This is a genomic window from Testudinibacter sp. TW-1, assembly GCF_050613185.1.
Taxonomy (GTDB): domain Bacteria; phylum Pseudomonadota; class Gammaproteobacteria; order Enterobacterales; family Pasteurellaceae; genus Chelonobacter.
This window is the reverse complement of the sequence record NZ_CP192511.1, coordinates 2,067,426-2,080,792: the sequence shown is the minus strand read 5'-3', so window position 1 is coordinate 2,080,792 and position 13,367 is coordinate 2,067,426. Positions and strand designations below refer to the sequence as shown.

Annotated in this window: 12 protein-coding genes; 5 read left to right on the top strand and 7 right to left on the bottom strand. The window is 44.9% G+C overall.

Annotated elements, in window-relative coordinates; genetic code table 11:
- Positions 1–3: 3 nt before the first annotated feature.
- Positions 4–1,269: a UDP-N-acetyl-D-mannosamine dehydrogenase gene (gene wecC / locus ACQ31U_RS09965; protein ID WP_431051647.1), complete on the bottom strand. Its 1,266-nt coding sequence runs from the start codon at positions 1,267–1,269 to the stop codon at positions 4–6.
- A 29-nt stretch (positions 1,270–1,298) separates the two neighbouring features.
- On the bottom strand, positions 1,299–2,417 hold the full coding sequence (gene wecB, locus ACQ31U_RS09960; protein ID WP_431051645.1) for a non-hydrolyzing UDP-N-acetylglucosamine 2-epimerase: 1,119 nt from the start codon (positions 2,415–2,417) through the stop codon (positions 1,299–1,301).
- A 427-nt stretch (positions 2,418–2,844) separates the two neighbouring features.
- Here wecB and kdsA point away from each other — a divergent pair, with 427 nt between their 5' ends.
- From kdsA to ACQ31U_RS09945, 3 genes are all read left to right on the top strand, one after another.
- Positions 2,845–3,684, top strand: a complete 840-nt coding sequence (kdsA, locus tag ACQ31U_RS09955; protein WP_431051643.1) for a 3-deoxy-8-phosphooctulonate synthase — start codon at positions 2,845–2,847, stop codon at positions 3,682–3,684.
- A 160-nt stretch (positions 3,685–3,844) separates the two neighbouring features.
- On the top strand, positions 3,845–5,896 hold the full coding sequence (locus tag ACQ31U_RS09950; protein ID WP_431051641.1) for a capsular polysaccharide biosynthesis protein: 2,052 nt from the start codon (positions 3,845–3,847) through the stop codon (positions 5,894–5,896).
- Positions 5,897–5,963: 67 nt separating this feature from the next.
- Positions 5,964–7,190, top strand: a complete 1,227-nt coding sequence (locus ACQ31U_RS09945) for a capsule biosynthesis protein (RefSeq protein ID WP_431051639.1) — start codon at positions 5,964–5,966, stop codon at positions 7,188–7,190.
- A gap of 121 nt (positions 7,191–7,311) precedes the next feature.
- Here ACQ31U_RS09945 and ACQ31U_RS09940 read toward each other — a convergent pair whose 3' ends face one another.
- From ACQ31U_RS09940 to pepE, 5 genes are all read right to left on the bottom strand, one after another.
- A complete protein-coding gene (locus ACQ31U_RS09940; protein ID WP_431051637.1) occupies positions 7,312–7,536 on the bottom strand; it encodes a sulfurtransferase TusA family protein in 225 nt (74 codons plus the stop codon).
- A 6-nt stretch (positions 7,537–7,542) separates the two neighbouring features.
- Positions 7,543–8,061 (bottom strand): hemerythrin domain-containing protein, encoded by a 519-nt coding sequence (locus ACQ31U_RS09935; protein ID WP_431051635.1) that lies wholly within the window; start codon positions 8,059–8,061, stop codon positions 7,543–7,545.
- A gap of 121 nt (positions 8,062–8,182) precedes the next feature.
- Complete coding sequence (locus ACQ31U_RS09930; protein ID WP_431051633.1) at positions 8,183–9,451, bottom strand: M20 family metallo-hydrolase; 1,269 nt, start codon at positions 9,449–9,451, stop codon at positions 8,183–8,185.
- 36 nt (positions 9,452–9,487) lie between these two features.
- A complete protein-coding gene (gene dcuC, locus ACQ31U_RS09925) occupies positions 9,488–10,780 on the bottom strand; it encodes a C4-dicarboxylate transporter DcuC (protein ID WP_431051631.1) in 1,293 nt (430 codons plus the stop codon).
- 20 nt (positions 10,781–10,800) lie between these two features.
- Positions 10,801–11,514 (bottom strand): dipeptidase PepE, encoded by a 714-nt coding sequence (gene pepE / locus ACQ31U_RS09920; RefSeq protein ID WP_431051629.1) that lies wholly within the window; start codon positions 11,512–11,514, stop codon positions 10,801–10,803.
- Positions 11,515–11,658: 144 nt separating this feature from the next.
- On the opposite strand from pepE, the gene ACQ31U_RS09915 reads away from it, so the two are divergent.
- A complete protein-coding gene (locus ACQ31U_RS09915; RefSeq protein WP_431051627.1) occupies positions 11,659–12,894 on the top strand; it encodes a Zn-dependent hydrolase in 1,236 nt (411 codons plus the stop codon).
- Between the two features lie 88 nt (positions 12,895–12,982).
- On the top strand, positions 12,983–13,351 hold the full coding sequence (locus tag ACQ31U_RS09910) for a rhodanese-like domain-containing protein (RefSeq protein WP_431051625.1): 369 nt from the start codon (positions 12,983–12,985) through the stop codon (positions 13,349–13,351).
- The last annotated feature ends 16 nt before the right edge of the window (positions 13,352–13,367 follow it).

Sequence of the window (13,367 nt, the reverse complement as noted above, 5' to 3'; positions counted from 1 at the left end):
TATTTACCAAACCCCCTTGGTATCCACCACAACCGCACTTGCTTGAAATGTCGGCTTATTTTCCATAAACTCTTTATGGTTAACCAACAACACGGCAACATCAGCTAGCGCTGCACTTTGGGCGTAATCAATCAGTGCAATGTCTTTTTTACCGTGATGATCAACCACTTCATGCACATTCGGCTCTACTGCCGCTACTTGGCCAGGGTATTGCTGGATTAATTTTTCGGTAATCATCAATGCGGGGCTTTCACGCAAGTCGTCAATATCGGGTTTGAATGCCAAGCCGTAGCAAACGATTTTCACATCTTGCTTGGCTTTGCCTGTTTGAGCCGCTACGGCTTCAACCGCTTCATTGACTTTCTTGATGACCCATTCCGGTTTGCCATCATTCACTTCACGGGCGGTACGCACAATATTGGCCAAATCTGGAGTTTTATCCACAATAAACCAAGGGTCAACCGCAATACAATGACCTCCTACGCCACAACCGGGTTGCAAAATATTCACTCGCGGATGACGGTTGGCAAGGGAAATAAGCTCCCAGACGTTGATATTCAGGCGGTCTGAAATCAGGGAAAGCTCGTTGGCAAAGGCGATATTGACATCACGGAAGGCATTTTCGGTGAGTTTTGCCATTTCTGCGGTACGCGCATTGGTTTTGAGCAAATCGCCCTCGACAAACACGCGGTAAACGTCAATCGCTTTATCAGAGCAGGCTTCGGTAATGCCGCCGATAATACGATCGTTTTCGACCAATTCTTTGATGACTTGTCCCGGTAATACGCGTTCAGGGCAGTAGGCGACATGAACATCAACTTCGCCTGACGCCCCTTCTTTTGGAAATGCCAAATCCGGGCGGGCAGCAGACAACCATTCCACCATTTGCTCAGTTGTGCCGACCGGTGAGGTGGATTCAAGAATAATCACATTACCTTTTTCCAACACCGGCGCAATGGCTTTGGCAACGGCTTCGATATAGCTGACATCAGGCTCGTGGTTGCCTTTAAAAGGTGTCGGCACGGCAATTACAAAGGTATCGGCCGGCTCTGCTTTTGTGGTCGCACGCAAAAAACCTTTTGCTACTGCTTCTTGGACAATTTCTTCCAAACCGGGCTCGACAATATGAATTTTGCCTTCATTGATGGTGTCTACGGCATGTTGGTTGACGTCAACACCAATCACTTTAACCTCTCGGGAAGCAAACATGGCCGCAGCCGGTAAACCGATATAACCTAAGCCGACGACAGAAATAGTTTTATTTTGCATTTTGATACCTTGAGTTGTTTCTAGTTAAATTAAATACTTGCCAATAGTGTTTTTACAATTCGTTGCGATGCCTTACCGTCACCATATGGATTTTTTGCTTGTGCCATTTGTGCATAGGCTTTCTCGTCATCTAATAATTTCCGACATTGATTGACAATTTCATTGGTATCTGCCCCGACCAGCTTAACAGTTCCCGCCTCAACAGCCTCAGGCCGTTCTGTCGTGTCGCGCATTACCAATACAGGTTTGCCTAATGATGGAGCTTCCTCTTGTACCCCGCCTGAGTCAGTCAGAATAAGTGTTGCACGTGACATTAAATAAACAAAAGGTAGATACTCTTGTGGTTCAATTAAGTGTACATTTTCTTTTTCAGATAATATTTCCGTTAGAGGTTTTCTCACATTTGGGTTCATGTGTAGTGGCAGGGCAAATTGAATATGCGGATAAGTTTCAGCCAGAATTTTTACTGCTTGACCGATATTTTTGATTCCATCACCATGATTTTCTCGACGATGTGCGGTAATCAATACCATTGGATTTTGATTAGCAGTAAATGGGAATTGTTGTTCCATTGCGGCTTTTAATTCCGGCTGCTCTAATTTTTGGGTTACAGTCAATAACGCATCAATAACAGTATTCCCAGTAACAACAATATCTTCTTTTTTAACAACTTCTTCGAGTAAATTGGCTTTAGACTGCTCTGTTGGTGCAAAATGCAACCGACTTAGCACAGAGGTGAGACAACGATTAGCCTCTTCAGGCCAAGGCGAATATAAATTTCGAGTACGTAAACCAGCTTCTATATGTCCGATTGCAATTTTTTGATAAAATGCCGCAAGACTTGCAGCAAAGGTAGTTGTTGTATCACCATGAACAAGGATATAGTCCGGTTTAAAATCTTCTAAAACTACTGTTAAATCTTGAAGAATATCTGCAGTAATACTTTGTAATGTTTGCCCATGCTTCATAATATCCAAATCATAATCAGGTTTGATATTAAACAAATTCAAAACTTGGTCTAGCATTTCCCGATGTTGAGCAGTTACACAAACCTTTGATTCAATTGATTCATGTTTTTTTAACTCTAAGACCAAGGGTGCCATTTTGATTGCTTCTGGTCTCGTACCAAACACGGTCAATACTTTCATACTATTCCTCAATAATCTTATGTTATTTGCCGATCTGTTAGATTGTAGCATTACTCTTACCAGAAAAACACCATGAATAACAAAGTAAGTAGTTGTTTTTAATTAAACATGTAATTACTATTTGTTGAGTAAATTTTATTCTCAATCAACCTAATAAACAAAGATAAAACTTACAAAAATCACCCTAACATCATCAACCAAGAGGATCCTTAAGAGCAGATATCCTGTATAATAAACCTTGTATAAAACAAATAAGAATCTGATATACTGACACATATACAGAAAGATCTTAGTAACTAACTTAACGATTATCATCATTTTCAATTCTAGCGTATTTTGCAAGTAACAATATGTTTCGACGACTTTAATCATCATTTTTATCAAATGCTGAACAGACTAGACTTATTACCAGTCTTTAGGAAAAATCATGCTAAAACTAAACCAATTAAAAATAAATAATAATGCCCCATTCACCCTTTTCGGTGGTATCAATGTCCTTGAAGATCTCGATTCTACGCTGAGAGCCTGTGAACAATACGTTACTGTCACCACTAAACTCAATATCCCGTTTGTGTTCAAAGCCTCGTTTGACAAAGCCAACCGCTCTTCGATTCACTCTTATCGTGGGGTGGGATTGGAAGAGGGAATGAAAATTTTTGCTCAGGTGAAAAAGGAATTCGGTGTGCCGGTGATCACGGATGTGCACGAGCCTTGGCAAGCAGAACCCGTCGCAGAAGTGGTGGATGTTATTCAATTGCCGGCATTTTTAGCACGTCAAACCGATTTGGTGCATGCGATGGCAAAAACCGGGCGGGTGATTAATATCAAAAAACCACAATTTTTAAGCCCGCACCAAATGGGTAATATTGTGGAAAAATTCAAAGAAGCAGGCAACGATCAGCTGATTTTATGCGAACGTGGCGTGAATTTTGGTTATGACAATTTGGTCGTCGATATGCTTGGTTTTGGGATTATGAAAAAAGTCAGCGGCAATATGCCGGTGATTTTTGATGTCACCCATTCCCTGCAACAACGTGAAGCCGGTGCAGCCGCTTCCGGTGGTCGTCGTAATCAAGTGTTGGATTTAGCGTTGGCAGGTATAGCGACCCGTTTAGCCGGTTTGTTCTTGGAATCACACCCGAATCCGGATCAAGCCAAATGTGACGGACCGAGTGCGCTACCGTTAAATCTATTAGAAGATTTCTTAGTGCGCGTTAAAGCCGTTGATGAAGCGGTGAAATCTTTCCCTGAGTTAGATATTCGTTGATCACTTTTTGATTGAGTACGCCGAGCAAATGCTCGGCATTTTTTATGGTTACAACCCTAAAAACTTTATTAATAATAACACTTTTATGGCTATAACCCTGAGCCTTTCCTACACAACTGTATTATACTATTCCCATTCCATCGAAAATTGATCATTGTTTATGAAACCAAAATCGCAAATTTTCTCATATCGCATGGCAAAAATACCGCACTTGGCTGCTTTTTTTCCTGAGGCAGAGATCTTTATGCAATATTTCTCCCTTTCAGATAAAGCAACGCAGATCATGGGCTGGGGGTTTCGTCCATATTCACGCAGAGCCCGCACCTACGCCGAAAAAAATAACTTGCCTTACATCGCCCTTGAAGACGGCTTTTTGCGTTCATTAGGTCTGGGTGTTCAGGGCTATCCGCCGTTTTCGATGGTGTATGATGATTTGGGGATTTATTATGCCACTGAAAAGCCGTCGCGCCTTGAGCGGTTAATTTTAGCTAATTCAGCCGACGATGAAGTATTACAACAAGCTGAAACCGCACTTGAGCTAATTTGCCGCTATCAACTGTCTAAATATAATCACGCACCGGATTTTGTTCCGAGCGAGAAGAAGCAAAATATCGTTTTGGTGATCGATCAGACCTTTGGCGATATGGCGGTGAAATATGGGCAGGCTGATGAAGCTAGTTTTCACACCATGTTGCAAAGTGCGGTTGCGGAAAATCCCGAGTCAGAAATTTGGGTTAAAACCCATCCTGATGTAATCAGCGGTAAGAAAAAGGGTTATCTGACCGCACTTTCCGCGGAGTTTGCGCAAGTGCGGTTATTGGCAGAGGATGTCAATCCGTTGTCGTTGTTGCAACAAGTGGATAAAGTCTATTGTGTTACTTCGCAGATGGGCTTTGAGGCTTTGCTGGTCAATAAACCGGTGGTGACCTTTGGCGTACCTTGGTTCAGCGGTTGGGGATTGACAGATGATCGTCATGCTAATGTTGTGCGCTTGCAACAACAAAATCGCCGTGCCAACCGCACTTTATTACAACTGTTTACCGCAGCCTATCTGCAATATAGTCGTTATATCAATCCGAATAACGGCAAACCCGGCTCGATTTTTGAGGTGATTGATTATCTGCACCGCGCCAAATTATTAGATCAACGTTTGAGCGGCAATTTGTATTGTGTCGGCATGTCGCTGTGGAAACGGGCGGTGATCAAACCGTTTTTTAACTTCCCTAACTGCCGCTTACATTTTGTTTCTTCAACTGCCAAACTGCACAAAAAACCGCGGGCGAAAAATGCCCGTCTGTTGATTTGGAGCCAAGGCAAAGACGAGGTGCTTCGTTATGCGGAAAAAAACAATTTACCTGTGCTACGCATGGAAGACGGTTTTATCCGTTCCGTCGGTTTAGGCTCGAATCTGGTTGCGCCGCTCTCGTTAGTGATTGATGATCTCGGTATCTATTTTAATGCGCAAACACCCTCACGCTTAGAAGCTATTTTACAAAGCCAGATATTCTCCGATCAGGATCTACTGTTAGCCGATAAATTAAAAGTGCGGTTGATCAATGCCAATATCGGCAAATACAATGTCGGTGATAGTCAGTTTACTCTCGCGGTCAACGGTAAAAAAACAATTTTAGTACCGGGACAAGTGGAAGACGACGCCTCAATTCGTTTCGGTTCACCGCAAATCAAACGTAATCTGGATCTACTCAAACAGGTGCGTGCAAAGAATCCCGAGGCTTATATTATTTATAAACCGCACCCCGATGTGCTCAGCGGTAACCGTATCGGCGCGATTCCAACGGAACAAGCCCTTAACTATGCCGATGATATTATTGAAAACGCAAATATTTTAAATTGTATTCAGCAAGTGGATGAGGTTCACACCTTAACCTCTTTAGCCGGCTTCGAAGCGTTGTTGAGGGGAAAAACCGTGCATTGTTACGGTTTACCGTTCTACTCTAATTGGGGATTGACCGTTGATCATGTTACACTGCCAAGACGCCGGCGCAAGCTCACGCTCGCAGAATTGCTGTCAGCTACCTTAGTTTATTATCCGCAATATATTAATCCGAATACGCGGCAAATGATCGATAGCGAAACGGCAATTGAGCTTTTGTTACAGCAAAAATCCAAACTGAAAGATAGTGGTTTACAGCGTCACTGGCTAAAAAAACAGCTAACGAAATTAAAACACCTGTATTGGTCTTTAAAATAAGCGGTTAAATTTCTTTTTTTATTCTTATTTGCTAAGATATTTTAAATTTTTATTCTGTTGGGGTTATATGATTAGTCATAATTTAGATGACCTAGTGGTATCTACTGATCGTATCTTGTTATTGCAAGGTCCAATAGGGACTTTCTTTCATGATATTTCCTTATGGTTACAATCACAGGGAAAAACAGTTTATAAAATTAATTTTAATGCCGGTGACGAACATTTTTATTCTAATGCCAACAGCAATACTTTTGCTTATCGGGAATCGCTAGATCAATTTGAAGAATATTTACATCGTTTATGCCAAGCCGAAAAAATTGGTGCGGTTGTTTGCTTCGGCGATAACCGTCATTACCACAAAGTCGCTAAAACCGTTTGCAAAGCGTTGACCATTTCCTATTGGGCATTTGAAGAAGGTTATTTTCGTCCCGATTATATTACTCTGGAAAAAGACGGGGTAAATGCGTTTTCGCCGATTCCCCGTGATGAAGCCTTTTTTAGAAATATTTGCCCACAGGCTCCTGAACCCGTCACACCGGAAAAAGTCGCACAGGGCTTTGTGCCGCTTGCTAAATTGGCAATCTGTTATTATTGGAATGCTTATACCAAACGCCGACAATACCCTTATTATCAACATCATCGGATTTTGAATGTCCGCTATTATATTAAGCTGTGGGTAATTTCCGGTATTAAACGGTTTAATTATGCCCTGCGCGATCACTCTTTTGCCAAAAAAGTGGAACAAGGTAAGTTTGGCAATTTTTATATTTTACCCTTACAAGTATATGATGATAGTCAAGTGCGGGTACACAGTGATTACAGCAGTGTCGAGTCGTTTTTAACCACAGTATTAGATTCGTTCGTTAAATATGCGCCGTCTGATTTAACCCTAATCGTAAAACATCACCCAATGGATCGTGGGTTTATCGACTACGGTAACGTCATCAAACATTATCTTAAACAATATCCGGCTTTGAAAAAGCGACTCTATTATATTCATGATGTGCCAATGCCGGTATTTTTACGTCATGGCAAAGGCATGGTGACTTTAAATAGTACCAGCGGTATTTCCGCCTTACTGCATGGTATGCCGGTTATCACCCTTGGCAGAGCGCACTATGATATTCCCGGATTGACTGATCAGGGCATATTGGATAATTTTTGGCAAAACCCACAGCAACCTGATATGGAATTATTTTCGGCTTACCGCCGTTTTCATTTGAATAAAACCCATATTAACGGCAGCTTTTATAACCGGGTTATTCTGCGTTTTCCATATAACCGTTCAAAATAATATTTAACTTAGTTTTACTTAAGTCTTTATCCATAAAAATAATGACAATACCGCACGTTAAATTGATAAAGTGCGGTATTTTATCTCTCATCCCGTTAGCCGACCGCACTTGCCATTGAAATTAGCCGATTTTCCGCACGATTAAGCTGAATTGGGCTGATGAATTTTCTGTACTAACCAATATGCAGGATACCGTTTCACACAATAATTTGAAATCTTCGATTGTGCTTTCCGTATTCAGTAATATTCGCAATTCATCGCCTGTCTGCAAATCAGACAATGCTTTTTTGACCATTAACAGTGGCAATGGGCAGCGGTATTCTGTGGTGTCCAATTGATATTGCATAAAGGATTAAGGTTGAAGACGGCGGCGGTTGGACATAATCTCGCCCAGTCGTCGCAGTTCATCTTCAGACAAATACCGCTTGCCTAATTCGAACAAGGGTTCTTCGAGGGCAATATGCACCTCATAGTCGGCAATAAATTGCTTAATCAATTCCGGCGAGATTGCGTTGCGCTGATTGTCGAGCAATTCTTGCAGTTGCTGTGATAATTTTTCCCAATTTTCGTGCAGCAGGATATGCTGGCGTTCCAATTCATCAATATTGGTTTTGGCTGGCGGATAATGCGTTAATAACGCCGGGAAAAAATCTTTTTCTTCATCGTCATGATGTAATGGCGCGGCAATTTCAAAATAATTCAAAATCTGTTGCACATCATTTTTTACCGCCTGATTCACGCCGTTTTTCGCTAAATAGTCCGGCAACATCTGCAATTGCCGACAAAAGCGTTTCACCTTGCCATGACAGGCATATAGCATTTCAATCGGTTCTGCCCAACTGGCGAATGGTTGTGGTTCAAGATTCAGCATGATTTTCCTTTAAAGTGATGATCATAGTTTAACCGTGCCAGTCTAACACAATTTGGCGAATGGATAAAAAACAGTGCCTTTGCCATCCCTAACAAAGACACTGCATTATCACTGAGTTAGGCTATCCGTTTAAGCGTTGTAAAAGTGCGGTATACAGATTCACCCCGGTCAGTAACTGTTTCTCATCAAAATCAAATTCGGCTTGATGATGTCCGGCGGTGCGATCAGCGCCGACGATAAAATAGATCGCTTTGCCGCCATGTTGTTGCACGCGCCGTCCTAAAATAGTGGCGTCTTCACTGCCGTTAAAACTGTAGCTCGGCGCGACTTGTGTCACACCGATCTCTTTTTCCGCCAGTTCGCTGATAAGATCAACCAGTTCGCCATCATTATCCAGATCGACCGCTTCGCCCATGATTTCGGTTTCATAGGTCACATCAAAACTGACCGCTATCCCTTTGGCAATTTGCATGACTTGATCGACCATATATTGGTTGATTTCCGCATTTTCGCCGCGCACTTCCAATTGCACTTCCGCCGTAGCCGGCACGACATTACGCCCCTCTCCGGCTTTCAGCACACCGACATTAATCCGCGTCATGCCGTCACCATGGCGGGAAATGCCGTGCAGTTGCGTCACGGCATGTGCCGCCGCCAACAAAGCATTGCGCCCTAAGTGCGGTGCCGCACCGGCATGCGCAGGTTTGCCGTGGTAGCGGATATCAATTTTGGTGGTGCAAAGGAATTTTTTCGGGTTGGCAATAATCGTGCCGGAATCGGCACAAAAGCTGAGGTGCGAGGCAACAAAATAATCGGCGTCATCGACAATACCACTCGCCGCAATCGCCGCGGCGCCGCGCACGCCCTCTTCCGCCGGTTGGAACACCAATTTGATTTTGCCGTTTAATTGCGTTTTATTGTCCGCAATCCATTGCGCCACGCCCAAGCCGATTGCCATATGTCCGTCATGTCCGCAGGCGTGCATAAAACCGTCGTTTTGCGAACGGAATCCCAGTTGGTTCGGCAAATGGTTTTCAAGTGCGGTTTCCTGTACATTCACGCAGTCAATATCAAAGCGCAACGCCACGGTGTTGCCTGCTTTGCCGGAATCGAAAATCGCCACGCAGCCGGTGTAACCGTCCATTTTATCCAACCAGTTTTGATCGGCGCCTTTTTCAATTGCCCGTTGCAAACCGACATCAACCACCGCGGGTTGCCGCCCGCGCACGAATTCCTCATTGATAATCTGCTTGCCCAACCGCACTTCGAAGCCCATCTCGCTCAGGTAAGCCGCCAGTTTGGTGGTGGTTAAAAATTCACACCAACCGGTTTCAGGGAATTGATGAAACTCCCGTCGCCAGTCAATCAGTTGTTGTGGATTAATTGCCATCTTCCCCTCCCGCTATTATGTACTGACATAAATAAGTTAAAGCATAAACAGTGCCAAGAATAAAACCGCCAGCACCATGCCCGGCGCGGTACGTTTAATCATATCCACCGGGTTCGCCATTGCTAGACCGGCACAAACGATAGTTACCCCGGCGATTGGCGACGCGGTGCGTCCGATTGCCCCGGCAATTGCCGCGCCCATACCTAAATTCACATGGGTATAACCCAATTCAACCGCGTGTGGCGTCACCGCGGTATTAAAGGCAATCGCCGCCGCGTCGCCGGAACCGGTGATCACGCCCATTAAGAACGGTCCAATTGTTGCGCCCCAACGTACGAATTCATTCGAGGATTTCAAAAATTCAATCGCCGCGTCAATCGCGCCGGTCGATTTCAAGCCGGCAACAAATACACTCGCCGCAATAATAATCCCCAACACATTGGCATAGGAATTTCCCATACCGTTAAAAAACTCATTGGTAATTTTCATCGGTGAGGTGCGTTTTACGATAATGGCGTAAATCGCCCCGATTAACATCGCTTCCGGCACGGTCATTTTCGTCCAAGCCAGCCATGAAATTTTCTGTAATTCCGTTCCGCCGATAACCAACAGCACCACCGGAATTAACGGCGCAAGCGCATACAGAATATTCACGTTGCTGAAATGTTGCTCCGCTTCCTGATTTTCCGCCAGATATTCATCACGGAATTTTTTATGGTAATCGCCCAACGCCACCGCCAGAATCGTCAGCACCACCGCACCGATCGCCCCGGCAATAATGGTATAAGGCGCGTGGCTCAGGTTAACTTGGGTGACGGTTAAACCGGACATTTCACTGATCATCGCCGAGTGCGAAGATCCCGGGCTCATCATCGAACCGAAAGTGCCTGCCAGAATCGCCGCCCCTGCCGTTGCCGGACGCACGCCGGCAGATTTCAACACCGGAATCAAGGTTGCCCCCACCGCCGCCGCACAGCCTGCCGCCGACGGAATCGCGATATTGATAAAAAAGGTCAAAACCGTGGCAATCGGAATCAGAAAAAACTTCAGTCCGCTCAGTGGTTTAGTCAGCAAATGCACCAAATGCATATCGCATTCGGTATATTTCATCACATAGGCAAAACCCATACTGGAACAGATCGCCATAATTAAGCCGGAAGATGTCATGCTTTTAGCAAATGCCGCCAATGCTTCCATCGGGCTTAAAGTCAAAACCGCCATCACTAAACCGACACCCAATAACACGGTGCGGGTTTCATATTTTTTAATCATTAAATATACCGTGACGGCAATTCCTGCCAAGGCAACAACCATATTTAAGCCATTCATTTGAAACCTCCTGTCACACTTTACATATAGTTAAATGTCGAATTGAGTGCGATTTCTTCCACATCCATCTGCCCGCTGATACGCAAAATATTGTCATAGCCCAGCACCGTTGCGCATTCGTCGCGAATTTGTAGCGCAGTGCCTTCCGGCAGGGCATACACCACCGCTTTCGGATTGACCAATAAAAATTCATTTAACCGCTCTTCACGGCTTTCGCCGTTATGCCCTTGTATTTTGCCGGAAACAAAGTGCGGGTTGATTTGCGCCGGAAATAAGTTCAATGCCGCAAACGACGGCGGATAGACAATCGGCATATCGTTGGTAGTCATAATCGAAGCCCCGGCAACATTCGCCCCTGCGCTCCAACCGAAATACGGCGCACCGCCCTGCACTTTCGCCCGGATTGGCTCCAACAGGTTGTGTTGATATAACTGATTCAACAAACAAAACGTATTACCGCCGCCGATGGCAATCGCATCGGCTTGTTCGATAATCTCGCGTGGATCTGGCGATTGGTGGACGGAAAGCACGTTCATTTTCAGTGGTTCAAAAGCATGTTTCACCGCCTGTTCGTATTGATCATAACTGCGGCTGACGCCGGCATAAGGCACAAAAGCCAAGGTTTTCCCTTGAAAATCCGCCAAAAAACGCCGAATCCAAGGAATACAATGCACCAAATACTCGGTGTTACGATACTTGGAACCACTCATTAACAGCATTTTTTTAACACTCATCAGCATACTCCTTAGTTTTGGTCGTCATTACTCATGTTTGTGATCAAGTCGATTTTACCCCAACTGATTTTCGTTTATAGTGAAATGGATCATGCTTTTGATAAACTGTTTGTAAAGCTACGATGACCTTTCGGAGAAATTATTATGACTATCAATATGCAACGCGTAAAAGCCCTAATTCATCATTTAGCGTCCATCTCCGCCGAAACGCACGAATTGACGCGCCTGGCATTCAGCCCGCAAGATTTACAGGCACGTAATTATTTGCTCGATCTCTGCCGACAACAGGATTTCATCATTCGTATCGATCAAATCGGCAACGTGATTATCCGCCGTGACGGCACACAAAATGATCTGCCTGCCGTGGCATTCGGTTCGCATATCGACACCGTGGTCAATGCCGGCAAATTTGACGGACCGCTCGGCACCGTTGCCGGTTTGGAAATTCTGCTGCAACTGTGCGAACAGCAACGGCAAACCCGTTATCCATTGGAGTTAATCATTTTTACCTGCGAAGAATCCAGCCGTTTTAACTATGCTACTTTAGGCAGCAAAGTGATGTGCGGCGTCAGCAATCAAGCGGGGCTCGCCCGTTTACAAGATAAAAACGGAATCAGCCTTGCTACCGCACTTCAGCAGATCGGTTTGGATTTTAACCAAATCGAGCAAGCCAAACGTTCTGCCGCTGAATTTAAATGCTTTTTTGAATTGCATATCGAGCAGGGACCGCGTCTGGAAAATGAGAACAAAACCATCGGTGTGGTCACCGGTATCGCCGCACCGATCCGCTGTCTCGTGAAAATTCAAGGGCAAGCGGATCATTCCGGCGCGACCGCGATGAATTATCGCCACGACGCATTATTAGGCGGTGCTGAATTAGCCTTGGCGTTGGAACAAACCGCCATTCGCGCCGGGCACGCCACCGTTGCCACGGTCGGGCAAATGCAGGCGAAACCGGGGGTGATGAACGTAGTGCCGGGCTATTGCGAATTATTGGTTGATATTCGCGGCACCAATGTTGCCGCACGGGAAAGCGTATTTTCAGCCCTGCAGCGGAAAATAGCCGAAGTCAGCCGACAACGCGGCTTACAGATTGACTTACAACTCATTTCACGCGATCAACCGATTTTGTTAGACCCGGCTATGGTTAACGCCGTCGAGCAAGCCGCCGCACAATTAGGCTATGCTTATGAAATTATGCCGAGCGGCGCGGGACATGACGCAATGCACATGGCAACGCTCTGCCCGACCGGGATGATTTTTGTGCCGTCACAGCACGGTATCAGCCATAATCCGTTGGAACACACCGACTGGCAGGATGTGGAAGCCGGAATCAACGTTTTGCAAGCGGTGGTGTTGCAACAAGCGGAACTGATTTAAAATCACAGCAAAATAAGACGATTTCACAGGTAAAGTTCTATTTTCAAGCTATGCTTGCTGCGATTTTAAACATCATTAAGGGGAAAAAATGCGAGTATTAAAATGGGTAACGGCAGGCGTTTGTTTGTTAAGCGGATTATTCTCCACTGTGCAGGCAAATACCATTACGCCACAGCAATTGCAACAGCAGCAACAAAACCGGCAGGCACTGCTGATTGACGTACGCGAAGCCGATGAATTTGCCGCCGGGCATTTGCAAAGTGCGGTCAATATCCCCTATGCACAAATCGGAGCGCAAATCAGCCGATTAACCACGGATAAAACCCAAGCAATCTATGTCTATTGCCGCAGCGGCAGGCGCTCAGCCTTGGCAAAAGCCGAATTGGAAAAATTGGGTTATCGTAACGTGCAAAACCTCGGCGGTTATCAACAGTTACAAGCCGATGGCTTCAAATAAAAAATCAAAGTACGGT

Excerpts from the sequence above, each read along its gene's own strand:
- wecC (WP_431051647.1), bottom strand. The coding sequence starts at position 1,269 with ATGCAAAATAAAACTATTTCTGTCGTCGGCTTAGGTTATATCGGTTTA.
- wecB (WP_431051645.1), bottom strand. The coding sequence starts at position 2,417 with ATGAAAGTATTGACCGTGTTTGGTACGAGACCAGAAGCAATCAAAATG.
- kdsA (WP_431051643.1), top strand. The coding sequence starts at position 2,845 with ATGCTAAAACTAAACCAATTAAAAATAAATAATAATGCCCCATTCACC.
- ACQ31U_RS09950 (WP_431051641.1), top strand. The coding sequence starts at position 3,845 with ATGAAACCAAAATCGCAAATTTTCTCATATCGCATGGCAAAAATACCG.
- ACQ31U_RS09945 (WP_431051639.1), top strand. The coding sequence starts at position 5,964 with ATGATTAGTCATAATTTAGATGACCTAGTGGTATCTACTGATCGTATC.
- ACQ31U_RS09940 (WP_431051637.1), bottom strand. The coding sequence starts at position 7,536 with ATGCAATATCAATTGGACACCACAGAATACCGCTGCCCATTGCCACTG.
- ACQ31U_RS09935 (WP_431051635.1), bottom strand. The coding sequence starts at position 8,061 with ATGCTGAATCTTGAACCACAACCATTCGCCAGTTGGGCAGAACCGATT.
- ACQ31U_RS09930 (WP_431051633.1), bottom strand. The coding sequence starts at position 9,451 with ATGGCAATTAATCCACAACAACTGATTGACTGGCGACGGGAGTTTCAT.
- dcuC (WP_431051631.1), bottom strand. The coding sequence starts at position 10,780 with ATGAATGGCTTAAATATGGTTGTTGCCTTGGCAGGAATTGCCGTCACG.
- pepE (WP_431051629.1), bottom strand. The coding sequence starts at position 11,514 with ATGAGTGTTAAAAAAATGCTGTTAATGAGTGGTTCCAAGTATCGTAAC.
- ACQ31U_RS09915 (WP_431051627.1), top strand. The coding sequence starts at position 11,659 with ATGACTATCAATATGCAACGCGTAAAAGCCCTAATTCATCATTTAGCG.
- ACQ31U_RS09910 (WP_431051625.1), top strand. The coding sequence starts at position 12,983 with ATGCGAGTATTAAAATGGGTAACGGCAGGCGTTTGTTTGTTAAGCGGA.